Origin of the sequence: Alicyclobacillus fastidiosus, from assembly GCF_026651875.1 — a bacterium.
Lineage (GTDB): Bacteria > Bacillota > Bacilli > Alicyclobacillales > Alicyclobacillaceae > Alicyclobacillus > Alicyclobacillus fastidiosus.
The window spans coordinates 1,884,943-1,910,799 of sequence record NZ_CP104067.1; the positions used below are offsets into that span (position 1 = coordinate 1,884,943).

At 53.6% G+C, this 25,857-nt stretch carries 29 protein-coding genes, 1 tRNA gene, 1 riboswitch and 1 other annotated feature; of the genes, 24 read left to right on the forward strand and 6 right to left on the reverse strand.

Annotated elements, in window-relative coordinates; translation table 11 throughout:
* Positions 1-270 precede the first annotated feature (270 nt).
* Entirely contained in the window at positions 271-696 is a 426-nt protein-coding gene (locus NZD89_RS09420; RefSeq protein ID WP_268007457.1) for an Hsp20/alpha crystallin family protein, read from the forward strand.
* 424 nt (positions 697-1,120) lie between these two features.
* Here NZD89_RS09420 and NZD89_RS09425 read toward each other — a convergent pair whose 3' ends face one another.
* The 5 genes from NZD89_RS09425 to NZD89_RS09445 form a co-directional block, all read right to left on the reverse strand.
* The gene (locus NZD89_RS09425) at positions 1,121-1,453 is read right to left on the reverse strand and encodes a hypothetical protein (RefSeq protein WP_268007458.1); all 333 of its coding nucleotides are present in this window, start codon (positions 1,451-1,453) and stop codon (positions 1,121-1,123) included.
* A 1,414-nt stretch (positions 1,454-2,867) separates the two neighbouring features.
* Entirely contained in the window at positions 2,868-3,488 is a 621-nt protein-coding gene (locus NZD89_RS09430; RefSeq protein WP_268007459.1) for a PIN domain-containing protein, read from the reverse strand.
* On the reverse strand, positions 3,488-3,832 hold the full coding sequence (locus NZD89_RS09435; protein WP_268007460.1) for an STAS-like domain-containing protein: 345 nt from the start codon (positions 3,830-3,832) through the stop codon (positions 3,488-3,490). The genes NZD89_RS09430 and NZD89_RS09435 overlap by 1 nt, the downstream gene beginning before the upstream one ends.
* 15 nt (positions 3,833-3,847) lie before the next feature.
* Positions 3,848-4,729 (reverse strand): ATP-binding protein, encoded by an 882-nt coding sequence (locus tag NZD89_RS09440; protein ID WP_268007461.1) that lies wholly within the window; start codon positions 4,727-4,729, stop codon positions 3,848-3,850.
* A 238-nt stretch (positions 4,730-4,967) separates the two neighbouring features.
* Positions 4,968-5,054, reverse strand: a tRNA-Leu gene (locus tag NZD89_RS09445).
* 136 nt (positions 5,055-5,190) lie between these two features.
* Between NZD89_RS09445 and NZD89_RS09450 the strand changes: the two genes are divergently transcribed.
* The 21 genes from NZD89_RS09450 to NZD89_RS09550 all read left to right on the forward strand — a co-directional run bounded on the left by NZD89_RS09450 (position 5,191) and on the right by NZD89_RS09550 (position 22,836).
* On the forward strand, positions 5,191-5,565 hold the full coding sequence (locus NZD89_RS09450; RefSeq protein ID WP_268007462.1) for a hypothetical protein: 375 nt from the start codon (positions 5,191-5,193) through the stop codon (positions 5,563-5,565).
* 280 nt (positions 5,566-5,845) lie between these two features.
* On the forward strand, positions 5,846-6,280 hold the full coding sequence (locus tag NZD89_RS09455; protein WP_268007463.1) for an acyl-CoA thioesterase: 435 nt from the start codon (positions 5,846-5,848) through the stop codon (positions 6,278-6,280).
* A 372-nt stretch (positions 6,281-6,652) separates the two neighbouring features.
* Positions 6,653-7,543, forward strand: coding sequence for a sporulation protein YtxC (ytxC, locus tag NZD89_RS09460; RefSeq protein WP_268007464.1), 891 nt, complete (start codon positions 6,653-6,655; stop codon positions 7,541-7,543).
* 385 nt (positions 7,544-7,928) lie between these two features.
* The gene (gene thrS / locus NZD89_RS09465) at positions 7,929-9,875 is read left to right on the forward strand and encodes a threonine--tRNA ligase (RefSeq protein WP_268007465.1); all 1,947 of its coding nucleotides are present in this window, start codon (positions 7,929-7,931) and stop codon (positions 9,873-9,875) included.
* Positions 9,876-9,916: 41 nt separating this feature from the next.
* Positions 9,917-10,049: a sequence feature (ribosomal protein L20 leader region), on the forward strand.
* Between the two features lie 56 nt (positions 10,050-10,105).
* Positions 10,106-10,606 (forward strand): translation initiation factor IF-3, encoded by a 501-nt coding sequence (gene infC, locus NZD89_RS09470; RefSeq protein ID WP_021294761.1) that lies wholly within the window; start codon positions 10,106-10,108, stop codon positions 10,604-10,606.
* 47 nt (positions 10,607-10,653) lie between these two features.
* Positions 10,654-10,854 (forward strand): 50S ribosomal protein L35, encoded by a 201-nt coding sequence (rpmI, locus tag NZD89_RS09475; protein WP_021294762.1) that lies wholly within the window; start codon positions 10,654-10,656, stop codon positions 10,852-10,854.
* A gap of 109 nt (positions 10,855-10,963) precedes the next feature.
* Positions 10,964-11,323, forward strand: a complete 360-nt coding sequence (gene rplT, locus NZD89_RS09480) for a 50S ribosomal protein L20 (protein WP_268007466.1) — start codon at positions 10,964-10,966, stop codon at positions 11,321-11,323.
* 64 nt (positions 11,324-11,387) lie between these two features.
* Positions 11,388-12,182 carry a TrmH family RNA methyltransferase gene (locus NZD89_RS09485; protein WP_268007467.1) on the forward strand — a complete coding sequence of 265 codons (795 nt, stop codon included), beginning with the start codon at positions 11,388-11,390 and terminating at the stop codon, positions 12,180-12,182.
* 50 nt (positions 12,183-12,232) lie between these two features.
* Positions 12,233-13,447 carry an MFS transporter gene (locus NZD89_RS09490; RefSeq protein WP_268007468.1) on the forward strand — a complete coding sequence of 405 codons (1,215 nt, stop codon included), beginning with the start codon at positions 12,233-12,235 and terminating at the stop codon, positions 13,445-13,447.
* A 50-nt stretch (positions 13,448-13,497) separates the two neighbouring features.
* The gene (locus NZD89_RS09495) at positions 13,498-14,031 is read left to right on the forward strand and encodes a divergent PAP2 family protein (RefSeq protein WP_268007469.1); all 534 of its coding nucleotides are present in this window, start codon (positions 13,498-13,500) and stop codon (positions 14,029-14,031) included.
* 152 nt (positions 14,032-14,183) lie between these two features.
* Positions 14,184-14,414, forward strand: a complete 231-nt coding sequence (locus NZD89_RS09500; protein ID WP_326492926.1) for a spore coat associated protein CotJA — start codon at positions 14,184-14,186, stop codon at positions 14,412-14,414.
* The gene (locus NZD89_RS09505) at positions 14,411-14,683 is read left to right on the forward strand and encodes a spore coat protein CotJB (RefSeq protein WP_268007470.1); all 273 of its coding nucleotides are present in this window, start codon (positions 14,411-14,413) and stop codon (positions 14,681-14,683) included. Before NZD89_RS09500 ends, NZD89_RS09505 begins: the two co-directional genes overlap by 4 nt.
* 32 nt (positions 14,684-14,715) lie before the next feature.
* Positions 14,716-15,285: a manganese catalase family protein gene (locus NZD89_RS09510; protein WP_268007471.1), complete on the forward strand. Its 570-nt coding sequence runs from the start codon at positions 14,716-14,718 to the stop codon at positions 15,283-15,285.
* Positions 15,286-15,511: 226 nt separating this feature from the next.
* A complete protein-coding gene (locus NZD89_RS09515; protein WP_268007472.1) occupies positions 15,512-15,940 on the forward strand; it encodes a VOC family protein in 429 nt (142 codons plus the stop codon).
* Between the two features lie 22 nt (positions 15,941-15,962).
* Entirely contained in the window at positions 15,963-16,817 is an 855-nt protein-coding gene (locus NZD89_RS09520; RefSeq protein ID WP_268007473.1) for a sugar phosphate isomerase/epimerase family protein, read from the forward strand.
* Positions 16,810-17,553 (forward strand): sugar phosphate isomerase/epimerase family protein, encoded by a 744-nt coding sequence (locus NZD89_RS09525; protein WP_268007474.1) that lies wholly within the window; start codon positions 16,810-16,812, stop codon positions 17,551-17,553. Before NZD89_RS09520 ends, NZD89_RS09525 begins: the two co-directional genes overlap by 8 nt.
* A 46-nt stretch (positions 17,554-17,599) precedes the next feature.
* Positions 17,600-18,568, forward strand: a complete 969-nt coding sequence (locus tag NZD89_RS09530; protein ID WP_268007475.1) for a sugar phosphate isomerase/epimerase family protein — start codon at positions 17,600-17,602, stop codon at positions 18,566-18,568.
* A 14-nt stretch (positions 18,569-18,582) separates the two neighbouring features.
* Complete coding sequence (locus NZD89_RS09535) at positions 18,583-19,626, forward strand: Gfo/Idh/MocA family protein (protein ID WP_268008444.1); 1,044 nt, start codon at positions 18,583-18,585, stop codon at positions 19,624-19,626.
* 46 nt (positions 19,627-19,672) lie between these two features.
* Positions 19,673-20,836 (forward strand): Gfo/Idh/MocA family protein, encoded by a 1,164-nt coding sequence (locus tag NZD89_RS09540; RefSeq protein ID WP_268007476.1) that lies wholly within the window; start codon positions 19,673-19,675, stop codon positions 20,834-20,836.
* A gap of 148 nt (positions 20,837-20,984) precedes the next feature.
* Positions 20,985-21,153, forward strand: a riboswitch (FMN riboswitch).
* Between the two features lie 145 nt (positions 21,154-21,298).
* Entirely contained in the window at positions 21,299-22,264 is a 966-nt protein-coding gene (locus tag NZD89_RS09545; protein ID WP_268008445.1) for a DMT family transporter, read from the forward strand.
* Positions 22,159-22,836 carry a class I SAM-dependent methyltransferase gene (locus NZD89_RS09550; protein ID WP_326492927.1) on the forward strand — a complete coding sequence of 226 codons (678 nt, stop codon included), beginning with the start codon at positions 22,159-22,161 and terminating at the stop codon, positions 22,834-22,836. Before NZD89_RS09545 ends, NZD89_RS09550 begins: the two co-directional genes overlap by 106 nt.
* Before the next feature lie 180 nt (positions 22,837-23,016).
* Here the strand turns inward: NZD89_RS09550 and NZD89_RS09555 are convergent, their stop codons facing one another.
* Positions 23,017-23,472 (reverse strand): anti-sigma factor, encoded by a 456-nt coding sequence (locus tag NZD89_RS09555; protein WP_268007478.1) that lies wholly within the window; start codon positions 23,470-23,472, stop codon positions 23,017-23,019.
* Between the two features lie 423 nt (positions 23,473-23,895).
* On the opposite strand from NZD89_RS09555, the gene NZD89_RS09560 reads away from it, so the two are divergent.
* Positions 23,896-24,882 (forward strand): 2-hydroxyacid dehydrogenase, encoded by a 987-nt coding sequence (locus NZD89_RS09560; RefSeq protein WP_268007479.1) that lies wholly within the window; start codon positions 23,896-23,898, stop codon positions 24,880-24,882.
* A gap of 3 nt (positions 24,883-24,885) precedes the next feature.
* Positions 24,886-25,854 carry a type I phosphomannose isomerase catalytic subunit gene (locus NZD89_RS09565; protein ID WP_268007480.1) on the forward strand — a complete coding sequence of 323 codons (969 nt, stop codon included), beginning with the start codon at positions 24,886-24,888 and terminating at the stop codon, positions 25,852-25,854.
* The last annotated feature ends 3 nt before the right edge of the window (positions 25,855-25,857 follow it).

A 25,857-nucleotide genomic window follows, 5' to 3' on the forward strand; every position in this document is an offset into this window, starting at 1 on the left:
TTCCGCGACCTTCATCTCGTGTTTAACATTTGTGGGTTGCTTCCTGATCCGTACCAGCTTCGATAAATGTATATGTTGGATACCGATGTGTAGATGCATCGCGAACCGTAGCATAAAAACTGTACTGCGTCATTGTATTTCCTCCACACAAGGGATTTTTGTTTGATAACCATCCAGAGGAGTGCATTTGTTTCTCAATATTCACGTTAAGTACATTTTGTCTTTGCATAACGGGAATCATGTTGGAAAATTGGCTTAGGGGGCTGTTTTATGGCGCTAATTCTTTATGATCCGTTTAACATTTTTAGACGCGATTTTGGTTCGTTCCCTCGTGTATTTGATGAGTGGTTTGATGAACATGCAGTCTCACGGGTGAGAGTAGACGTCAGAGAAACCCAAAGTGAAGTGATTGTGACAGCAGAAATTCCCGGTTTAGAAAAGAAGGAAGACGTTAACATCACTGTCCACGACAACCACTTGCATTTAAGTGGGAAAATTGAACGAACGACTGAAATTAAAGACGAAAACATTCACCGTTCAGAACGCTTCTACGGACAATTTTCCAGGGCGGTACCCTTACCAGCCAACGTAGATGAGACCGGAGCGAAGGCGTCCTATAGAAATGGAATATTAGAAGTGAGGCTGCGAAAGTCGAATAGCGAACATCATCGTCAAATCGACGTTGATTTTCAATGAAGGGTCGTTAATACGTACAGAGCGTCAAAAATCACACCGCTTCTTGTTTGAGATACGGTGTGATTTTTGATTCGATGCAGAGTGGCAAGATTAACCTAACCCATGTTGATCGAGACTGTTTTCCTGTTAACCTTATGCCTCGCCAGCGCTCCATCCTTCGTCTTCATCCATACGCCATCAGGCTCCAGTTCCACTACTCTCATCTCATGCTCCACAGCGAATTTGTGTAATGTCACGTAATTTCCAATGAAATATCATCGTGCGAATAGTATAATTCGGGTAATGCCCTTACCCATGTAGTTTCCTCATCTATTGGATGGGGATATTTTTTTTGCGCACAAAAATAGCCCACCCTGGTTCGCATCGTTGAGAGGCGCGGTGAGCTCTGTTGAATGAATTGTATCACTTGCACTTTTGTAGACAATCAACGTTCAACAGTTAGCACACTGTCAACTATCCAGATACCTTTTGGTCCTCGCTTTTCCGGTTGATATAGTTCAACGAGAAAAGTACATGGTCCATGTTTTACGCGAACAACAGCATGTGGCAATCCAGATCCTGGTTCGATGAATTGTTCAACCATGGTGTACACGTCAGTGGGACTTAGACCAAGATGTTCAGAACCAACAATTTGAGCTGTTCGTATTGGGCTTAGTCTCCACAAATTCCTTCCCTGGTCTGCCACACTTTGTATTTTTCCGTAATCCTCTGTTGGGATTGAAACGCTTCCTAAAATGACTTCTGGACAATCAGCCATAGATAACAGTCTCCTCGTCGCAGTGAATTGCCGATTATACACATATACACAAGGAGTGACCGTTACGGGCCCGACAAACGCCTATGAAAACGACGTTTCCTCGTAACAGGTAAAACTAAAGATGCGTGAAGCAAGACTAGGCCATCATCCTTCGGGATGCGGGCCTGTTTTTGTGGTGTCTCTGAAAACGAAGAGTCTCACCTGGTCCGCCGTTTTTTCGACGCGCGCGGTGAGCTTCGACATTCATATTTTACCACCGGATGGATAAGCTATAGTATCAGAGTGCTATTGCATAATGATGCCGCGCCCCAGTGCAACGGGTGATGACAACTAGAGGGCGCGGTTTTTATTTCCTTTCCCTTTCATCTCGTTCGATGCGTTCCCGGGTACGTAAAACCCAAAGCCCATATCCTACATTGAGTAAGACGCCAAATAAGCTATGGTCAAGCAGGCAAACGATTGCACATATAATACTGAGATAGATATCAAACGACATAAAACGTTTGTTTAATCGATAATAGCGTCTCACTGTAACACCTGATTTCGCTAACTTTTTAATTTTTATATTCTCTAGGAAGCGAGCGGCGCACTGTTTATCTCCCAAGACGAATATTCAGGGGCGCGGTTTTGTGTGTCATCTAATCTTCCAGGTAAAAGTAATGCGCACCCTTACCGCTCAAACAACGTTCAATCTCCCTCTTGATACTTGATGGGAGAAGTAACTCACATACACTTGCGGGCATCACTACATGCTTCGAATCAACTTCCAATGTGATTCGATCAACGCCGACGCTAATCAATCCTTGATACCCGAGTAGCCGTAGGATTTCACAGACATTCTGCGCTTCGTGTTCGCTGCTCCATCGGGCAGTTCGTATCTTTTCGTCGAACTCAGCTAAGCTCACTCTCATTATTCTCCCTCAAAGGCCACAGTTCATCCACTGTTGTACCGAGTGCCCGATTGGGCGTTCCTCAATGTCGGAGTCTGGCCGTTCACAATTAGACTCACAGGATTTGACGGAAATCCCGTTTGAGCCGAAAGCCATTCCTGTTTTATCCCATCACAAGCCATAGTTTCAGTTTCGTTGGGTTAGACATTCCTATCATCCATGTGCCTATTCCACATGAACTGACATTCTATCTGCATTACGTACATCGAATCAGGTCGGGAGTTAGACGGAACCGAGACACGCGTTCATGGCGGAAAAACTAATGATACGTGTGCTTAATGAGTACGTCGACCAGCACTTTGGCGATTCGGCGAGATCGGCTGCGGAGATGTTCATCAATAGGAAGCGGATGGAAAGGATGATGTAATCAAATCGGAGCGGTGCCTCTTTAGGCTACCGCTCTTTTTTGTGGTGTATATTGTTTCAAGAATTCTTATGCATAACCCTTTGAATGTTGATGAATGTTATCTTTTGATTAATTTATTTTGAGTAGAAGCAGCTGCTATTACATTTTGATTAGCTGTGAAAATTGTAATATTTGGTATGGTGCAATAATCTCCGTCGTCCGTAATGATTTGTGAAACACCATTTTCTTCCGCCGATTGCAGAATAAATAAATCGTAACCATCCACTCTATCTGATTTCATTTGGACTAAAGCAGTATCTGTAGCCAATTCATTTATCGGCGATGCTTCAATCATTTGAGCCATAGATTTTACTTGTCCCCATGCTGTAGCGATTTCGGTAACTACACGTGTTCTTTCTTGGGGCATGTTATGCCGGAATTGTTTAGTCTTCACAGTTGAATTTGATGTCTGATTATAAATAGTCAACTCATTACGCTCAATAATGTGAGCGATTTCTGGAAATGACAAGTTGCAACGCAATAGCTTTGACTTGTTGGCTAAGCACTTTGCAATGTATCCTGGGTAGTCACTAGTTTGATACGGGATTGAACTTAGACTGGCATTACTATATGTCATCCAATACCAAACATTGGTGTCGACTAAGAAAGAATCGGAACTAGTTGGAGTATCTGAACGTAGATCCACAACATTAGCTCGGACAGTGTATTGAATAGCCATTATTGAGAATCGCCTTCTTCTGACAGAATGTCATCAAGCGTCCTTCTAAACGTTTGGTCACTGTAATATTTGTCTGAGTTTTCGAGTACTAAGGCAAATATATCCCGACCAACAGCGGATAGATTATGTACATGAACCCGATTTTCGATGTCGTGTTTGGAGAACTCTTTTCTAAGCTTACCAATGGCGGCATTAAAAAATGGGGAAGCAAAGACATTCACACCTGAAAAGTCTAAGTCGACTGCAGAGCCACTTTTTAGTTGCTCGAACACCATATTGTACACCCGGTCTCCATCTTCGCGAGTAATGCAGTTTTCTCCAATAAATTCACGGATTTTAAGCATTATGTGGACTCCTCTTTAATTATTTATCTCGGACGCAAGAACATAATACGATTCGTCACACGTTAGACTTATATCGACTAGTGATCCCTGAAATGGGACTTTGGATTGCTCGAATATATCAGGATGATTACCGATCCGTGCATATCCATCTTGGCTAAACACCTGAAGACTTCCTTTATTGATCCTGATAAAATCCTTAAGAATTCCTAGTCCTAGACCACGCGGCCCACCTTCGTCTTCCATCTTTGTCGACGCACCTAATTGAAATGCCCACTGCAAAGCTTTAGCCCCACTTATGGAGTTCCTTTCGTGGAAGTTACGAACACTTGTTGGGATGCCTACACCGAAGTCTACGACTGTCAGATGCAATTCATGAAGCTTTGGGTAATGCTGCCCACAACTAATTGTTCCGATTGGAGAGGCCCCATGTTCAAAAGTGTTAGTGTAGATTTCCCACACCTTTCCAACTATCGCATTGGATAACTTCTCACTAATTTGAAGCCAGCCCCGACCCAGCCAATCTTCTCTGAGGTATGTGATTATCGCAGCCTCATTACTTATCCTATCTTCCCGATACGGTATAGAATTTCCTTCCCACGGACCAGTGCCATAACCAAACATTCCAGCGAACCCGTTTTGTAAAAGATTGGTCAAAACTCTCTTATTGACCGTAGACCATCTAAACTGCAAGTGGCATCCGTTATGTTCGGTATACCTTGCGAGCCCACCAAGCACAGTAACGGCATAATGAGGAAGAAACCTGCACTTACTAAAATCTAGGTGTATATTTCTTTGACCGTTGGACATCGCTTGGATGATTTTTTGCTGAATGTCAAAAAGTTCGTAGAAGCCTCTAATGTGGTCATGTGGTATTGTGGGGACGTTAAATACAATCATGATTTACACCCTTTGAACCAGTATTATCGGTTGATATCTCGATACCTTGCTGCTTCTGTCTAGGTGAAGATTAACGATGACCTCTCACTTGTCTTGAACGGTGGTCAGCACTTCAACCAAGCTAGTTCACCAGTATTCTAAAACCATTTCGGAACTCGAAGATTTGCAATTGATTTGCAATCGAACAGCAGATAGACAAAAGGGACTTCGGGAAAATCCCGAAATCCCTTGCTGTGCTTGGTGCCGAGAACCGGACTCGAACCGGTACGGGGTTGCCCCCGGCAGATTTTAAGTCTGCTGCGTCTGCCAATTCCGCCACCCCGGCGTGTAGCGTAAGTTATACTAACACGGCTGGGGGAATTGGTCAATATGTAATCTCAAATACATTGAGCCACAGGCACCAATTTTTGCTGAGCATCATATATGGTCAGTAAGCAGGGTTCTGAGGCGAGGTGATTTGTATGAGCACAATTCAGAAGCTAATCCAGGGTCGACGGTTGAGCACCATTCTTCTTGGGCTGTTGAGCGCCGCGAAAATCATTACGGATGCGGCGGGGTGGAACGTGATTACAAACCAGGAAATCAATGATTTGACGAATGGCGCTGCGGCGTTGATGACGGTGCTCTCTGTCGTCATGTCCCATAATAAGGGGCCGCATACATCCGGTCCGAGTGTCGGGGAGGCGGGCCCAGTGAGTGCGCCTGGTCCGCAGGCGAGCCCGAAGCCATCAGACTCCGGTACGACAGATGCCGGAGGAGCGGGGACCGCACGAATTGTAGTTGGGGGGCGTATTTGTGACCCAAACGGTCCGACGAGACTCGTTGGTAAGCGGTGAGCGATACAGATGAATTGAGGAATGGTGAGGGCGGCCAATTACACTGTGATCGACAGATTCAGCGTATTGGCTGTTCTAGATCTTCATCGCTCTAGGATGATGGAGTTCACTTTGGTTGGTCCGTTGCGAGGTTCGTGGTATCATCATGCGGGAAAGATGGCTCGGCTAAGTGCGTGGGGCGCTCTTCGGAGCGCTTTTTTCGTCTCGGGCGATGGACTTGGGGAGGATTGGTAATCATCCGATCCTTTACCGCCCGCGACCAGAGTTGGGGAGGAATATCATGACGACTGCGGTAGAAACGAAGCTGGAAGTGCGGTGGGGGGAGTGCGATCCCGCTGGGATCGTCTATCATCCCGCCTATATTGACTGGTTTTCGGTCGCCAGAATGCACTTCTTGTCTGCGTATGGAGTACAGTATATGGAGAGTTTTCAGGATGGGCAGATTCAAGTTGTCGTCACGGACGTAACTTGCAAGTATGTCAAGGCGCTCCGCGCCGAGGAGCAGATAGTGGTCGTAGCCCGACTGGTGGAGATTTCGCGTGCGCGCATGAAGTTCGCCTACGAGGTTTTAGATGATTCAGGCGCGACTTGTGCGAAAGGGTATACGCGACACGCCTTTGTCGGGCACGGCACGATGCGGCCTGTGAACTTGCAGAGAGCGGCACCCGAGCTGTGGGAGAAGTTGACCGTCTTGCCGTTGTCTCGAGAGGAATAAATATGACTTCATCGTAACGCGTGCCTACACCGTTTGTCGCTTCGATTGTGTATGTTAGAGCAGACGGTTGTGGCACGTGGATTTTGGCTTTTTCGGGTTTATCCAACACAGACACGAAAGTGCGACACCACATGTTTGAATAAACGACTGTAGCTCAGAGCGGGCCCTCCTGAACGCGGTGGGTCACAGGTGCAACTCCTGTCAGCTATACCACGCGACACCGTCGACGCAATTTTGCGTTGGCGTTTTTTGTATTTTTGTGGAATAAAGCCGGGTATACGGGCCTGGCGGATTCCTCATACTGTTGCTGAATTGGATCATGTGAATGGTGGATATGGTTCAAATTGGAATGTAATACGAGAGGAAGGACTGGTGAACGTGCACACACTCAACGTAACTTCCGAGAATGCGTTCCCGGCCTTAGTCGACAAGCTTTCCGCTGTCGCCGGCATTTGTCTCATCAATCTAGACCATCTCGATCACTCCTTATCCTGTGAGTACGAGGAACAAACGGTTGAGGAACTCTGCAACACGATGACCCTGTTTCTCTTCAGCGATTGGCTATTCGCGCGACTTCAGGCGAAGCTGTCGCGGGAGTACCCGTATCTAAGCGACGATGAATTGGAGTACTTGACGCTCGTGTTCATGCATGAATTGAGATCGGATGAAGTGGTGGTCGGTGGCCGCAATTACGAGGAGTGGCTTCGCCGGACGAAGATGGGTCTGTGGCCCCTCTTAGAGGGCGGTGAAATGGTTTTCATAGAGGGGTTTGCCCGTTTTCGGCTGAAGTCGTTTCAACAGTCCATCATGGCGGTGATGCGGGAGCGCGTGCGGCAATTCATGCTCGACAGGGAGTATGAGGAGTCGGTTGCGATGCTCCGCTACATGCTCGAAACACAGCCAGAAAGCGCGCAAGAGCTTCACGTGTTCTGTGTGCCAAACCGGGTTTGGATCACCGATGCCAATGGCAGTCTCGTGCGCGATACAGAAGTGACGGAAGCCGCGTTGGCCGAGTCGGGCGGAGATCTCAACAGTGAGGATTTGGCGATGAGTATTCTGATCACGAGATCCCCTTGCCGCATCGTACTACACGACATAAACGAGAAGGCAGCGTGGCCTAGCTTTTCGGAGACGCTCCGGCGCGTCTTTGCAGAACGCGTGCGCGCGTGCTACCACTGTAGCACCTGCCAACAGCTCGAGCAGGCGCAACACGTTTTGCCTGTCGACGCGTCGAGCGACCATCGCGTGAAGCGGAACCACTGACGTCCACGATGTCCGCACTTGACAGCGAGGCGGATCGTGGCGTAATGTGCGATTATCAATTTGATCAACGGATGCAATGAGGAGAGACGCGCTCGCATCGCAGAGTGTCTAGAGACGGACTGTCGTTTGGCTGCAAGCGGTCCGCACAAACGCTGCGAGACACCACTTTCCAAGCAGTCACTGAGGAAGCATCGCTGAAACAGTGGCCGGTACACCCCGTTACGGTGCAATGAGCCTATCGTGGTATGTGTGTCCACGGTAGGGAAATTGGGTGGAATCACGTGACCGACGTTCTCGTCCCATAGCGGGCGGGGGCGTTTTTTGTTTGTCCACATATACGCGAAGAAGCCCTATGCAAATTGTGAAATCGAAGGAGCGTATCAGTATGGCACAAGAAGTAGTCATTCAATTGAAAGATGGTTCCGAGCGGCGGCTCGCGAGCGGCAGCACGTACTTGGACATAGCTACGGCCATCAGCCCGCGACTCGCGAAGGAAGCTGTAGCGGCGAAGGCGAATGGACAAGTCGTCGATCTCGCCCGCGAAGTCGAAGACGGGGCTCAAGTGGAATTGCTCACCCTGAAAGATCCGGAGGGCGTCGACGTCATGCGCCATTCGTGCGCGCACGTGATGGCACAGGCCGTCGCCCGCATCTTCCCAGGAACCAAGTTCGCCATTGGTCCAGTCATTGAAAATGGCTTCTACTACGACTTTGCGGATCACGACTTCACACCCGAGGACTTGCCGCTGATCGAAGCGGAGATGAAGAAGATCATCGCCGAGGACTACCCTATCGAGCGCGAAGTCATCTCGCGAGCTGACGCACTGAAGATGTTTTCGGAGCGGGAAGACAGGTTCAAGGTCGAAATCATTCAAGACCTTCCAGAAGACACGACGCTGACCATTTACAAACAAGCGGAGTTCGTCGATCTCTGCCGTGGTCCGCACGTCCCCTCGACGGGCCGAATTAAAGTCTTCCAATTACAGAGCATCGCCGGTGCCTATTGGCGCGGTGACTCGAAGCGCGAGATGCTCACGCGAATCTATGCGGTCGCCTTCGCGAAGAAGAGCGATCTCGACGAATTCAACCGCCTTCAACAGGAGGCGCGCGAGCGCGACCATCGCCGCCTAGGCAAGGAGCTCGACATCTTTATGTTGTCGCCGGAAGTCGGGCAGGGATTGCCGCTCTGGCTCCCGAACGGCGCGAAAATCCGCCGCACCATCGAGCGCTACATCGTAGATCTCGAGGAGTCGATGGGGTACGACCACGTCTATACCCCGCACCTGGCCAGCGTCGAACTGTACAAGATCTCCGGGCACTGGGATCACTACCACGAGGACATGTACCCGCCGATGGAGATGGACAATGAGGAGCTGGTTCTACGGCCGATGAACTGTCCTCACCACATGATGGTGTTCAAGAATCACATGCACAGCTACCGCGAGTTGCCGATTCGCATCGCTGAACTCGGCATGATGCATCGGTACGAGATGTCGGGTGCACTCGCGGGATTGCAGCGCGTTCGTGCGATGACGCTCAACGATGCGCACATCTTCTGTCGACCGGATCAGATTCAGAGTGAATTCGAGCGCGTGGTGAGGCTGATCGAACGCGTGTACAAGGACTTTGGCATCAAGGACTACTATCACCGATTGAGCTATCGCGATCCTGCGAACACCGAGAAGTACGTCCAGAACGACGAGATGTGGGAGACTGCCCAGCGCATGCTCCGCCAAGCGATGGAGGACATGGGGCTCGACTACGTAGAGGCACCGGGAGAGGCCGCGTTCTATGGGCCGAAGCTCGACGTCCAGGTCCGCACGGCGCTCGGCAAGGACGAGACGCTGTCGACGGTTCAACTCGACTTCCATTTGCCTAATCGTTTCGATCTCGAGTACGTCGGAGAGGATGGCAAGATGCATCGGCCGGTCGTCATTCACCGCGGTGTCGTGAGCACGATGGAGCGCTTTACCGCATTCCTCATCGAGCAGTACAAAGGTGCCTTCCCGGCGTGGCTCGCGCCGACCCAGGCTGTCGTCACCTCGGTCTCCAGCGATTTCGCCGCGTACGCCGAAGAAGTGGCGGATAAGCTGCGCGAGCAGGGACTGCGCGTCAGTGCGGATACGCGCCCGGAGAAAATTGGATATAAAATTCGCGAGGCTCAGATTCACAAGATCCCGTATACGCTGGTCGTAGGACAGCGCGAGGCGGAAGAGGGGACGGTTTCCGTTCGCCGCTACGCAGTAGGTGATCAGGGTGGCATGAGCGTGGACGCTTTCGCGCGCAAACTCGGAGGCGAAATCGCGGCAAAGGAACTGTTGGTCGAAGCTTGACGAATTTCGTGTAAACCCATAAAATAAATACGTTGGATTCATGAAACAAGAAGAAGCCTGCCGCTTCTCACCTGTTCGGCATCGCTGACAGGTTACCCTGGAAGACGAGTGTTCTCGTCTCCTCGATGACGATTTCTAGGGGCGCAGGCTATGCCTGCGCCTTTTTTGTCGGCGCGGTATCGGCTACACATTTTCGGAGGTGACACGAGATTAGCAAAGAAGGATATCAGGTGAATGATGGAATTCGTGCGCGCGAAGTGCGTGTTGTTGACCAGGAGAACGAACAGCTTGGCATCATGTCCTTGCGGGATGCTCTCCGGCTGGCGGAGGAGCGCAACTTGGATTTAGTCAACGTCGCGCCGAACGCCAAACCACCTGTCTGCCGAATCATGGACTTTGGCAAGTTCAAGTACGAGCAGAGCAAGAAGGAAAAAGAGTCGCGTAAGAATCAAAAAGTCGTCCTTCTCAAAGAAGTTCGTATGACGCCGAACATCGACGAGCACGACTTCAACGTCAAGTTGAAAAACGTACTCAAATTCCTGAAAGACGGTTCGAAGGTTAAAGTGTCGGTTCGTTTCCGCGGACGCGAGATCACGCACCAGAGCATTGGCCAAGAACTGCTCATCAGACTTGCTAAGCAAGCGGAAGAACAGGCTATCGTGGAGCGTATGCCACGCCTCGAAGGTCGTCATATGGTCCTGATTCTGTCACCCAAACAGCCGAGTGCTTAACCGCGTTACTCGTACGATTGGACAATCATTATAACGGAGGAACTGAAATGGCTAACAAGATGAAGTCTCACAGCGGTTTGAAAAAGCGCGTTAAGCGTACCGCTTCCGGTAAACTGAAGCGCGCGCACGCGTTTGCATACCACAAGGCTGAAGCGAAATCCGCTTCCCGGAAACGTGGCTTGCGCGGCACGACGCTGGTTTCGGCGAGCGACTACAAGCGTATTAAGCAACTGGTAGCTTACAAATAATCTCGTTCGCATGATGAGCGTCGGGTTCGCATGAACGGGTCCGGTCTGTTCCACGGCTTCGGTCTTCTGGAACGACTTCGGGCCATCACTAAGGAGGAAGCATTGAGTCATGGCACGTGTTAAAGGTGGTATGGTGACGCGTCGTCGCCACAAGAAAATTTTGAAATTAGCCCGCGGCTACCGCGGTTCGAAACACACGCTATATCGTACGGCGAAACAACAGGTAATGAAATCCTTCATGTATGCGTATCGCGACCGTCGCGTCCGCAAGCGTGACTTCCGCCGTCTGTGGATTCAACGTATCAATGCAGCGGCTCGTTCCAACGGGATTTCGTACAACAAGTTCATGTACGGGTTGAAGTTAGCGGGTGTTGAAGTCAACCGTAAGATGTTGGCCGACCTCGCAGTGGTGGATGGCGCTGCGTTCACGCAGTTGGTCAACGTCGCTCGCGAGAAGCTGAACGCCTAACGAATATCCCCGGTCAGTTCGCTGACCGGGTTCTTTTTCATCTGTATCGAGGAGGCAGTGTCACGTGTACATCGAATCGCCGCAAAACGCCCGCGTGCGCGCTTGGAGCCAGTTAAAGTCAAAAAAGGGACGTTCCCGCCAGGGCCTCTTTTTGGTAGAGGGCCGTCGGTTGATTGAAGAACTGTTTCGAAGCGCGTACGAGGTCGATGCACTGCTTTGGAACGTCGCGTCAGACGAGCTCTCAGACGAACTGCGGAGCCACCCGAAGGCAGCGGGAAACTTTTTTGAACTCTCGCCTGCCGCGTTTGATCAGGTCTGTGATACGACCACGCCGCAGGGTGTCATTGCAGTAGCGAAACTGCCGCAGGCGAAACAGGCGCGCATGTCAAGACACGCTGTCCTGCTCGATGGGTTGCAGGATCCCGGGAATGTGGGAACGCTGTTACGGTCCGCGGAGGCATTTGCGTTTTCGACTGTGTGTTGTGGATCCAACACGGTGGATCCATTTTCACCAAAGGTCGTTCGCGCTACAATGGGTGGGATGTTTCGTCTGCAACTTCACACGGATGACAGCCTCCCATTCGTTCGCGAGTGGCGACATCAGCACCCAGATGGGCGCGTCGTCGTCACGGCTGCAGAGGCAGACGCACCTTGCTATGATGCGGAGCTGAGCCAACCGACACTGGTGGTGATTGGCAGTGAGGCGTTTGGCATCAGCGACGACGTGAGGAACCTCGCCGACCAGAGCGTATCCATCCCGATGAGTATAGACACCGAGAGCCTCAACGCGGCCGTCGCCGGGAGTATTCTGTTGTATGAGGCGTACCGCCAAACGAGTCGGCGTGGGGACACAGTGTAAGTTAACGCGGTGAAGCCGCCGTTCGCGGTGCCTTCGAAGGAGTGAAGCAGGTGCAGAGGGAGACAGAGTCCATCTTTGACCTGCACAGAAGTACAGCCCTCCTCGTATTGGGATTATGCGAGTTTGTTCGAGGTGCTCTGATTTTTTTCATCATCCCCATGTATGTTCACAACGTACTCGGGTATTCAACGGCTTCCATCGGCTACGCGATGGCGGCTCACTACGTATTTGACACTGGATTGCGCTCCCCGGCTGGCTGGCTGGTGGACAGGCTGGGTCAGCGAAAAGTCTGCGCCAGTCTACTTGCGGTGGCCGGAATTGGCTTGTGGCTGGTCATCACTCAGCATGCTTTCTGGATCATCCTCGTGGGTTGTGCCATGCTTGGCATGGGAATGGCAGCCGTTTGGCCGGCTGTCATCGCGAGGGTGACCGACGGACTGACGAAGGACGCCTATGCCACGGCGATGGGTAGCGTGATGATGGCGTGGCTGCTCGGCGCTGGTCTCGGTGCCATTTGTATGAGTTGGTTGTTTGGTATCCACGTCGCAAGAGGTTTCATGACGTTGATGGTGCTGTGGGTCATCGCGTACGTGATGGGCCTCCTCGTGATGAACAGTTGGCGTCCGCACGCAACGGTTCGTAAGCGAACCCATTTGAGGATGGTCCTCAGGGAAGTCAACAGCGTCAAGGTTCTGTTCCCTGGCGTTTTCGTGCAGACGTTCGCCATCGGCGTGTTGCTTCCCGTGCTGGTGCTATATGCGAGAAACGTATTACATCTGGATTCCAGGATGTATAGCTACCTCTTGTTGACAGGCGGTGCGGCGGCCGTTTTGCTGCAGGTCCCGATGGGGAGACTTGTCGATCGCTTTGGATATCGCCTATATCTCGTCAGTGGATTTTTACTCGCCGCCATTTCGTTGCCGATTATCGGTGGATTGCACCAAGTGCGCTACGTGTTTTTGGCGGTGATCTTGTTCGGTGCGGCATACGCGCTCATTCTACCGTCGTGGAACGCTGTGGTCGCCCAGTGTATCTCGCCAGATAAGCGCGCTGTGATGTTCGGCGTGTTTATGACGGTCGAAGGGTTGGGCATGGCCGTCGGCCCAGTGTTCGGTACGGAAATGTGGAATGCTTTTGGCCCGAGTGCGCCGTTTGACGTCGCTGCAGTGATTTTCTTTGTCATGAGCGTCCTGTATGGGGTCATGCGGTTGGATAGGCTCTTTGTCGGCAGGCAGCCGATGACCGAGTCTAATCAAGCGTCGTAGAGCTACATTAGGTGAAGATAGGGGTTCCCTCTCAAAGGAGCGTTGGAGTTGTGATTCATCCTTCCTCATATATGTGGGTCGCGCCACTCGTTGCAATGATCGTTGCGCAGGGGCTGAAGCCGTTCTATCGCATGGCGCGATTGCGCACGTGGGATTGGCGCCAGATGAAGAATTCTGGTGGCATGCCAAGCTCCCACTCCGCTGCGGTGACGGCTTTGGTTGTCGAGTTGTGGTTGCGAAACGGCGGGGAAGACCCGATTTTGGCGATTGGCGTCTTCGTCGCAGGCGTCGTGATGTACGATGCCGCCGGGGTGCGTTGGCAGACTGGGCGTCAAGCTGCGGTCCTGAATCGACTGCTACACGACCTCCGCGGACAGTCCCATCACGTCAGGGACGATGCGCAGACCGCTGAAAGTGCGGATGCGAACGCGGCAGCCCTTCAAGGCATCCGACCGCTGAACGTGGTGAAGTCACCATGGTGGTTGATCGATTGGCCCGTACTCGACGAGCACGTCGGGCACAAGCCGACCGAGGTCGTCGGCGGGATTCTCGTCGGAATCATCGTTGCGCTCGTCATTCACTGATGTCGCGCGTATTCACGTTCATCAAAATCGAGAGCGGGGGATTTTTTCCCTCGCTTTTTTAATTCTCCTAACCCTGACTGTCCTCGTCTGTTTGTTGTCCTCCTCACATACATATTGGCTGGAAGTCGAATGAGTTGGAGGAGGGCCTAACCTTGGAAAAGGGCCAGCACATGAATCAGTGGCGGGAGTGGGACGCGTTCCACAGCGCGTTTGACCCCTGCCCGCCTCGTCCGAAATACTACATCATTCCACCCGACCAGATGACCACATTTCAATCTCCTGGATTAAAGCAGTACGCACCTCATGAGGCCTTGAAGAAAGGGACCTTGTGGCCAGACTTCTACAGCCCGTACCCGCGGGGTGCGAAGGAGGGAGGGCGATGAGTTCATCTCGGCCGCTCCCGAAGGCGTACTACCAGTATCTTCATGAACTGCAGGCCGTCGACTTCGTGCTGGTCGAACTCTCGCTCTACCTGGACACGCACGGGGACGACACCCAGGCACTCGCGCAGTTTCAGCAATTTCAAAAGCGCAAGCACAACCTCGTCGCACAATTCGAGTCGTCTTTTGGTCCGCTGTACGAATACGGGGGTAGCCCGACGGATCCAAAGCATTGGGAATGGGCAGACCCACCGTGGCCGTGGCAGGTTTAAGTGCCTATGTGGGCATCTGGGGGTGACAATTTTTGTGGATCTATGAAAAAAAGCTACAGTACCCCGTTCGCGTAGGAAAGTGTGACCCGAGGTTGGCGAGGTTACTCATCGAGCAGTACGGCGGGGCAGATGGGGAACTCTCGGCTGCGCTCCGATATCTGAATCAGCGGTATACGATTCCAGACAGAGTGATTGGGCTTTTGACGGACATCGGCACGGAGGAGTTTGCGCATTTAGAGATGATCGCCACGATGGTCTACAAGCTCACGAAAGACGCGTCGCCCGAGCAAATGAAGGCTGCCGGCCTGGTTGACCACTATGTCAATCACGACCGTGCGCTCTACTACCACGACGCCGCCGGTGTACCGTGGACCGCGGCCTATATCCAGGCGAAGGGCGATCCGATTGCCGACTTGTACGAAGACATCGCCGCCGAGGAGAAGGCCCGCGCAACCTACCAGTGGATCATCGACAACACAGATGACCCGGACATCATGGATGGCCTCAAATTCCTGCGCGAGCGCGAAATCATTCACACGCTGCGCTTCCGCGAAGCGGTGGAGATTCTCAAGGAACATCGGGACGAGAAGAAAGTATTTTGAGTAAAACCCGATTGGCCTGACGGAGCAGATCACGCTGCTCCGCAGGGCCGCACGGAGCAGGTGTTTCGTCGGCGCGAGGCTGGACGAGCAGCCAAATTGGACAAGTGGGTACAAGATAGCCAAATCTGCAAAGAGGTAACCACATAGGAGATGGTATTGTCACCTTGCGATGTGGTTAAATGACCCCAGACAGACTGTGCATCACACACACTCGAGGAGGAACAGCATGATTCAATCGATGGGTCACACCGCGTTCACGGTCGAAGACATGGACGCATCGCTCAAGTTCTATTGCGACGTACTCGGTTGTGTGAAGGCTTTCGAAATTCATCGCGAGGATGGAACGCCCTGGATTGTGTATGTTCGCGTACCGGACGGCCGCTTTATCGAACTGTTTTATGGCGGTGAGTTGAAAACGCTACCAGGCGAACATTCGATTGGCTTCAATCACCTCTGCTTCGAGGTGGATGACGTTGAACGTGTCGCACAAATGCTCAGAGAGGCGGACGCTCCTCTGGATATCGCCCCCCAACAGGGGTTAGATCTCAATTATCAATGCTGGACACACGATCCCGACGGGAATCGCATCGAGTTCATGCAAATTCACCCGGACTCGCCGCAAGCGGCTGCCCGTCGAGCACTCGCTGACAAGTAAACGCAGGCAAAGGAGAATCGCGTTGAAACCTTGCTTACATCCTTCAATCGTCACATCTGAGTCGCTCGAAGGCTACTTAGACATCGCTAAGCGGTCCGGGTATCGCGTGGTCGACGTCGACTTTCGCTGGATTGCCGAGCGAGTTCAAGCGAGGGGCCTGGGCTATGTGCGAGACCTCTTTGAAACAAGCGGTATTGAACTGGCGAGTTTTGGGTTGCCAGTCGACGTATACGGCGACGAAGCGCACTTTCAAGCGACGCTTCAAGACCTTGTGCAGGTCGCCGAAACGGCGCTCTGCCTAGGTGCCACGCGCGCTGTCACGTGGCTTTGGCCGTCTGTCGACGAGCGCCCGATTCCGTATGGGAGTCGGCTCGCGAGAAGGTTGCGAGCCTGCGCCGACGCGCTGTCCGCATTCGGGATTCGCCTGGGACTCGAGTTCGTCGGACCTCACCACCTGCGTGGGAAACGTTATCCGTTTGTCCTGGATCTGAACGACCTGCGCGCGTACCTGGAGGCGATTGGGTCGCCGAGCGCCGGCATCCTGCTCGATAGTTACCACTGGTATACGGCGGAGCTATCTGTTGAAGACATTCTGGCATTAAAGGCGCACGAAATCGCGCACGTTCACATCAACGACGCCACGCTGCCACCACACGAGGCGCATGATCAGGAGCGTTGCCTGCCGGGCGACGGGCAAATCGACCTGCTGGGATTTGTATCGGCCCTCGACCGGATAGGGTACACCGGCCCCTTGTCCTTAGAGGTACTTCACAAGGCGCCGTTAGAGGGAAGCGACGAAGGGATCGCCAGGCGGATGCATGACACGCTGACGCGGTTAATCACAAATGCGAGAGAGGAGTCAATTCATCGTGGCTAATATTGCAGTGCAACTTTATACATTACGAGAATTACTTGAACAAGATTTTGCAGGTACCTTGCGCAAAGTCGCAGGAGCTGGCTACCAGGCGGTGGAATTACACACATATGGTGGACTAACCCCTCAAGCCTTGCGTTCGCTGCTCGATGAGCTCGGTTTTCAGGCGGTCTCCGCTCACGTCGCGCTCGCTCGAATTGAGAATGAGCTGGACGTCGTGATCGAGGAGGCGAAGACGATTGGTTTTGGCTATATCGTCTGTCCGTGGTTACCCCCAGAGCGCCGGCAGACAAAGGAAGATTTCGAGGCGTTGACGGCGGTGCTCGCGCAGGCAAGTAAAAAGGTGGCAGAAGCGGGACTCGTGCTCGCATATCACAACCACGACTTCGAATTTGAACGATTTGACGGAATGTTCGTACTTGACTTGCTGTACGCGAATACCGACCCAAGCCTTGTGCAAGCGGAGTTGGACTTGTACTGGATTCACCGGGCAGGTCAGGACCCAGTCGAGTATGTGAACAAGTACGCTGGGCGGCTTGACCTCCTGCATATGAAGGACGCGTCGAAGGACGATGGATCCTTCGCAGAAGTCGGTCAAGGTGTTCTCGATTGGGAGAAGATTATCCCGTCGGCAAAGGACGCGGGCGTCAAGTGGTACATCGTCGAGCAGGACGTGTGCAAAGGGGATCCACTGGAGTCCATTCAGACGAGCCTGGCGTTTTTGAAGGACAGAGTCTGAGTGGCAAATCGATTGGAACGGACGCGAGAAAGGGAGGTACACGGGAGTGAAACTGGGTATTTTTACCGTATTGTTTGGCGATAAGACGTTTGAAGAAATGCTGGACTACGTTGCGGCTAGTGGCCTGGACACGGTTGAAATTGGCACAGGCGGCTCACCTGGGGATAAGTTCTGTAACCCAAAGGAATTGATCGCCAGTGAGGAAAAGCGTAAATCCTTCCTCGACAGTATCGAACGGCGCGGCCTGCAAATCAGCGCCCTGAGTTGCCACGCCAACCCGATTCACCCGAATCGAGACATCGCGATGGAGGCGCATGAGACGTTTCGGAATACCGTCCTTCTCGCCGAAATGCTTGGCGTTCAGAACGTCGTCACGTTCTCCGGCTGCCCTGGAGAATCGGACCAATCGAAACACTCTGTGTGGGTGACGTGCCCTTGGCCGACAGAGCACAGCGAAATCCTTCGCTGGCAATGGGAAGAAAAGGTGATTCCGTACTGGAAGGAACAAAACCAGTTCCTGAAGGACCACGGCGTGCGCGTGGCCATCGAAGCCCATCCAGGGTTCGTCGTCTACAACACGGAGACGATGCTGCGCCTTCGCAGCGCCGCTGGGGAACAAATTGGCGTGAACTTCGACCCGAGTCACCTCTTTTGGCAGGGGATGGACCCGGTTCTGTGCATCAAGCGGTTGGCTGAAGCGGAGTCCATTTTCCACGTGCACGCGAAGGATACCGCTATCCATCCGTACAACACGGCGGAGAACGGCGTCCTCGATATGAAACCCTACCAAGATGAGAATGCCCGCTCGTGGATCTTCCGAACGGTCGGTTACGGACACGGGGAAGAAGTTTGGCGCAATATCATCAGTGGTCTGCAATTGGGCGGATACGACGGGGCAATCAGCATCGAGCACGAGGATAGCTTGATGTCTATCGAAGAGGGATTTGAAAAGGCAGTTGCGTTTCTGAAACCGCTCCTCATTCGCAAGAAATTAGAAAATATTTGGTGGGCATAAGGAGAGAATCGATGATGACAGAGGCATTGCGCGTAGGGATTGTCGGTGCGGGTGGGATCGCCCAAGCCGTGCACATTCCAAACTATCAGAAGTGCGGCGACAGGGTTGAAATTGTGGCTATCGCGGACGTCGCTGTAGAACGGGCAAAAGAAGCGGCTGCAAAGTTTGGCATCGAGTATCATTTCGCGACGGTCGAGGAGATGCTTCAATCTGTCGATCTCGACGCCGTGAGCATTTGTACGCCGAACAAATTCCACGCCTCGGCCGCGATTGCTGCACTTGAGGCCGGTTGTCACGTGTTGTGCGAAAAGCCACCTGCGATGACTGTCGCAGAGGCAGTGGCGATGGCGCAGGCGGCGAACAAGGCGGGCAAGTATCTCTCCTATGGCTTCCACTATCGTCACACGCAAGACGTCGAAGCACTCAAGCGCTTTATCGACGGTGGTGAGCTCGGCGAGATCTACGCCGCTACTGCCATCGCGTTGCGCCGCCGGGGCATTCCAGGCTGGGGCGTATTCACGAACAAGGAGTTGCAGGGTGGTGGGCCGCTCATCGACATCGGTGTGCACATGCTCGACACCGCCTTGTACCTGATGGGTTATCCGGAGCCCGATTCGGTGTTTGGCGCGACGTACCAACGACTTGGCAAGAAAAAGGGCGTTGGCCTGCTTGGTGCGTGGGATTACGAGAACTTTACGGTCGAAGACATGGCGCGCGGCTTCATTCGGTTCAAAAACGGAGCTACATTGGTTCTCGAGTCGGCGTTTGCCGCGAACGTACAAAAGCGGGACGAGATGAACGTCAAGTTGATGGGCGATCTCGGCGGGGCAGATGTCTTCCCACTGACCATCTATCAAGAGAAACATGGGTCTCTCATCGACGTCAAACCGGCGTATCTTCCTGACAAGTCGGGATACGAGCTGGAAGTGGAGCGCTTTGTCAACGCGTGCCTCGGTGGCGATGCGCCGATTTCGACACCAGAGCAAGGCGTGAAGCTGCAACGGGTCATCAATGGCCTTTATGCATCTGCTGAAACCGGAGAAGCTGTGAAACTCTGAGCTGGGCATGTGCGCCTGTTGCGCAGGTATAGGGAGGAGGCAAACGATGGCACCACGTGAACTGCGAATCGGAATGGTTGGGTACAAGTTTATGGGCAAGGCGCATAGTCACGCATACCGTGACTTGCCGTTCTTCTTTGATACTGGGGTAACTCCGGTCATGACGGCGATTGCGGGGCGTGACGAGGCGGGGGTTCGCGCTGCGGCAGAACAGTTCGGATTCGCGTCCTGCGAGACGGACTGGCGCCGGTTGATTGAGCGGGATGATATTGACGTCGTGGACATCGTGACGCCGAATAACACTCACGCGGAAATCGCGATTGCAGCTGCAAAGGCAGGCAAGCACATCATCTGTGAAAAGCCGTTGGCTTTGACGGTAGACCAGGCGAAGCAGATGCGCGACGCGGTCAACGAGGCGGGCGTACGAGCGATAGTCTGCCATAACTATCGTTTTTCACCGGCGATTCAATACGCGAAGCAGTTGATTTCCTCGGGCAAGCTTGGGCGTATCTACCACGTGCGGGCGCAGTATCTTCAGGATTGGATCATGGATCCGGAATTCCCGCTCGTCTGGCGCCTGCGTAAAGAAGTGACTGGGTCCGGTGCACTTGGGGACATCGGCGCGCACATCATCGACCTCGGGCGTTTCCTCGTCGGTGAAATCACCGATTTGACGGCTACGATGGAAACGTTTATCAAGGAGCGCCCGCTCGGCGAGATGAGTGGCGGGTTAAACGCCAAGAAGGACGTGAACGCGACCGGCATCGTCGACGTGGACGACGCCGCGGCTTGGCTGGCGCACTTTGATCAAGGCGCGCTCGGCGTCTTTGAAGCGACGCGCTTTGCAGCGGGGAATCGAAATGGAAACCGCATCGAGGTGAACGGCGAAAAGGGCTCCATTCGTTGGGATCTCGAGAATATGAACAACCTTCAAGTCTATCTCGTGGACGACGCACCAGGTCTCCAGGGCTTCCGCACGATCAACTGTACGGAGGAACAGCATCCGTTTGCGGGAGCCTATTGGCCCGCTGGGCACATCATTGGCTACGAGCATACGTTCATCAACCTGTTTGCGACGTTTTTCCAGAGTATCGTCGACGGGACGGAGTGCAAACCCGATTTCGAAGACGGACTGCAAAACGAGCGCGTGTTGGCGGCGATTGAGCAATCGTCCGAACGTGGCCAGTGGGTGCAGGTTACACAGGGCTAGTACTGTCGCGAGACGCTTCCGGGATTCGGAGAAATCCGAATCCCTTGTCGTCGTTCGATGAGGGTAGCTCTAGGTGCTCTTGCGGTGTCACTTCAAAAAAATGAGTAGCTTTGTAAGCGTGATGGTGATACGATAGTTTTAGATGAATATGAACCTTCGGGGCAGGGTGAAATTCCCGACCGGCGGTAAAGCTGTGTTGACGTGGCGATACGTGCCACGGCGCCAGCGAAGCCCGCGACTCCGCACAGCTAAGGCGTGTGGATTGACTTGGTGAGAATCCAAGGCCGACGGTATAGTCCGGATGGGAGAAGGTAAACTTTGGCATGGCTCGACGAGTCATACCTAGTTGTGCATGCACACGCCCCATGGATTGATCCATGGGGCGATTTGCGTTTCAACGTGCATGCTCTTCCGGGAAGGTTCAATTCAAATGTCCTTACTCAGGAGGTCATTGGATTGAATATGGAATCAGCAGGGAAGCGCGTCTCCTCACCGTGCTATGGCGTATGGCTCATCGCCCTCGGTGCGGCGATGTGGGGTCTGGATGCAGTTTTCATCGTGTCGTTGCAGCGTCACATGACGTCCACGCAGATTGTCTTCTTGGAGCACTTGCTGCTCACGTTGTTCGCCGTACCCGTGCTCCTTTGGAAGCGGCACGAACTGAAACGGTTGGATATCGGTGATTGGGGTGCGGTGTTGTTCATCGGATGGGGCGGCTCCGCGTTGGCGTCCATCCTGTTCGCCGTCGGGTTGCAGTACGGCAATGCGAACGTCGTACTGGTGCTGCAGAAGCTTCAGCCGCTCTTCGCGGTGTTGTTGGCCGCTTGGCTGCTCAAGGAACGCATCCGCCAAGGCTATTGGTGGCTATTGGCTGCCGCCATGGTCGGCGCCTATTTGCTCACGTTCGGATTTGGCTCGCTCACGGGAATCGACACGCACGGTCGCCTCGTCGGCGCACTCTGTGCGCTGGGGGCGGCTGCTCTGTGGGGTGGCTCGACGGCGATGGGAAAGCGGCTCGTCGGGAAAGTATCGTTTTCGACGGTCACGGCGCTAAGGTTTGCAGTGGCTCTTCCGTTTCTGTTTTGTATCGTCGAGGCAGAGCACCCGTCTTGGACCTCGCTCGGTCACGCGCTGACCTTGTGGCCGGTCCTGGCAAATCTGCTTTTTCAAACACTCTTCCCGAGTCTGTTCAGCCTCTTGATCTATTATCGAGGACTCGACGATGTGAAGGCTTCTCACGCGACGATTGCGGAGCTCGCCTTTCCGGCGACGGGCCTGTTGTTAAACTGGCTCGTACTCGGCCAAACCATCAACGTGGGTCAATGGATCGGTTTCGCGATTGTCTGGCTAGCCGTGTTTCAACTGACCCGACTGCCAAAAGACCACTCGAGCCAATCGTTTGGCGAATCGGTGAAAACGTCCGCTTAGTTGCCCACTGCGTAAAGGTGATCAAAGGTGTCAGTCAGACAAGGAGTAGCCCTCTGTCGGCTGGCACTTTTTGTTGTCGACTAGGCGCTTTTCTCTCCGCCCCCCCTGCTGCTTGCATGGCGGCGGGGGCGCGGTCTGTAGTCGGGATCGACGCCTCTGCGGCCATGATCGAAGCCGCAAGAGAGGTGTATGGCGCAGACATCCGCTTCTTTGTGGCGGACGCGCGTGCGGCAGGCTTGCCTGGGAATGCGTACGACGTCGTATTCTCACGGGCCGTGATTCATCACATGCGGCTGGACGAAGTGACTGAGTTGTTTCGGGAGGCGTATCGGCTGTTGCGGCCGGGTGGTGCTGTGGTGATTCAGGACCGCACGGTGGAAGACGTTTTGTTGCCGGGTGCGCCCGACCACATCCGAGGCTATTTCTTTGAGATGTATCCGCGGCTGTGCGACGTGGAGGTGTGTCGGCGACATGGTGTGAGCGAAGTATCAGCGGCGCTTGAAGCGGTGGGATTTGAGCGACTAAGTACGGAGCGCCTATGGGAAATCCGAAGAGAATACGGCGATTTTTAGGGCCTTGAACAGGACCTTCTAGCGAGGGCGGGGAGATCTATTCTTCACGAACTCACGGATGACGAACTGTGCGCACTCGTCGCAGAGATTCGCACCAAGTTGCCGCTTCAATCGATTGTCGACAGGGATCAGTGGACGGTTTGGCACGCGATAAAACCGTGATTGTGGTGGACGACGGCGCTAGATGCGATGGATGTCGTGGGCGAGGTGGCGACCGCCGGATAAAACGGTGTGAGACATGTGATCCAATGCAGAATCCCCGATGGTTCCTAGATGTAAAAAGTGACCTGTGTGAATCAGCATCGCAAGCGCCATGATGGCGGCGGTCGCCGACACCGACAACGTCATAGAGGCCCGTGAGAGACGAACGAATATGGGGGTGCGTCCGGCACCTTGGGGGCTGCGTCCACGCGGAAAGGCAACCAGTTTGGTCCGATTCGCTGTGAACTGCACCTCGGTTACCGCATCTTCCGGTCGATGTAAATCACGGATGATCTCACGGTACTCCAATAAATCGCGTTGACAGCTTGGGCAGGTTTTGAGATGCCGCTCGTATCGTTTGCGGCGCAATTCGTCGTGAATTTCTCCTAGCGCGTAATCCAGACAAGATTTACATTCGTCACGAGTTATCGCCATTGGAAAGGTCACCTCTACGTTTCTGCTGATGCGATCCATTGCTGTGAGCGCGCCGATAACGTCAAGTACGCGGGACGTGCACGTGAGTCTGTATATATCACAGTCAATTGGTCACTGGCTTGTCCGTGATAATTCTGTCCATCCATCGCTAATTTAGGGTGTCCCACGAATCAATCGGCGGGCGCCGGTCACCGGACGTTTGGATCGATAGCTACGGAAGTATCTTGTCATACCCACGGGTCATTCGTCTACTGTTACATTTGTCTATTCTGAAACAAGTCCGTCGCGCCGCACGCCGTGGAGCAGCCGGTCGGCGGATGACAAGACTACCCCGCATGTGATTCGTTGTGTAGAGTAGAGTTGTAGGAGTTTCGCTCTGTGACTTGCCATCGAAACGCGCACGGTAATCAAGGAGGTTTGCCCATGTACAAAGTGTTTTCCACTCGCAAGCTACCTGCAGATACAGAGGATTATTTGAGGCGTCACGTGGAGTTGGACATTTGGGATGCGAAGACGCGCATCACGCCGGAGCAATTGGTGGATCGCGCGCGGGACGCGCGTGGCATCATCACGTCCAGGACGCGTATTGATGATGAATTGTTATCGCAGTTGCCAGATCTCAAGTGTGTGAGTACAAGCTCTGTGGGGTATGACCACTTCGACACAGAAGCGATGCGCCGACACGGCGTGATTGGGACACACACACCTGGTGTGCTCGACGAGACCGTCGCCGATTTGACGTTTGCACTGATGCTCGCGGCCGCCAGGAGGGTCGTCGAAATGGATGCCGTGGTGCGCACAGGGCAGTGGAGGGGCAAGCCAGAGGGGTGGTACTTTGGCCTCGACGTTCATCATCGGACGCTTGGGATCATCGGCATGGGACGCATTGGGGAGGCGGTGGCCAGACGTGCGAAGTTGGGGTTTGGCATGGACGTGTTGTATCATAACCGTTCACGCAAGCCAGAAGTCGAGGCCAGCCTCGGTCTGACCTATGTGTCGTTTGACGACTTACTCCAGAAGTCCGACTTCGTCGTGCTGCTCACGCCGCTCACGGACGAGACTCGTGGAATGATGAACAAAGAGGCGTTTGGTCAAATGAAGTCCTCGGCCATCTTCGTGAACATGTCGCGGGGGATGACCGTGGACGAAGAGGCGTTATACAATGCCCTCAAGGACGGAGTCATCCGAGCTGCAGGCGTGGATGTGTTCCGCGAAGAGCCCACGCCGACAACGAACCCGCTTCTCGGCTTGGACAACATCGTCGTGTTGCCGCATATCGGCTCCGCCACGCGCGCGACGCGCGACGACATGGCCATGTTGGCAGCCAAAAACGTCGTGGCGGTGTTGGACGGGCGAGTCTCAGACGCACGTGTGGTCTTCGAACTACGAGATCTAGTGAAGGGGCAGTGACGCGTGTATCCAGTTAAATTCAAGCCGGTGCCGATGCACCGAATCTGGGGCGGGGATGGTCTCAAACCGATGTTTCACGTGGAGTCCACCGAGCCCATCGGCGAGTACTGGGTGGTCTCCGGGCACCCACACGGGATGAGTGTCGTCTCAGAAGGCCCGCTTGTCGGCAGGACACTCAATGAACTGACGGAGATGTACCCGAGTGCGTACCTAGGAAAGTCGCCGCAACCGAGGTTTCCACTGCTCATCAAGTTTTTGGAGGCAGAGGACGACCTGTCGGTGCAGATCCATCCGGACGATACATACGCGATTGCGAACGAGGGCGACTTCGGAAAGACAGAGGCGTGGTACGTGCTCGACGCGAAGGAGGATGGGAAGGTAAACTACGGCCACTCGTTTCCGGACCGAGAGACGTACGAGCGAGCCGTCCAGAATGGGCAAGTCAAGGACCATCTCGAGTACCGTTCTGTCCGCAAGGGAGATCTCGTCTTCGTTCCGGCACGTACGCTGCACGCGCTTCTCGCGGGGACCAAGGTACTCGAAATCCAGCAGACCTCGGACGTGACGTATCGGGTCTACGACTGGGATAGAGTGGATGACAGCGGCAAAGGGAGAGCGCTGCATGTCGACAAAGCGGCAGACGTCCTGGAGTACGGCCAACCTCTCGTGGATGTGGAGCGTGTGTGGATTCACAGCGAGGAGGGCATAGAGCACCAGCGCTTAGTCGAGTGCCCCTATTTCACAATAGAGTCCGTGGTCACGAGTGAGCCGTTGGCGCTCACGCACGGACATTCCGGTAATCCGGACGTGTTGATTGTGGTCGAAGGAACCGGAGAATTACGCGCGACTGTGGATGGGCAGCAACAGTCCTTGTCGCTAAACCCGGGCGACGCGGTCCTCATCCCTGGAACGCTCGAAGTGTACGAGGTGTGGCCGCAATCCCCGCTGACGGTTGTCCGCACCTATTACTAATGA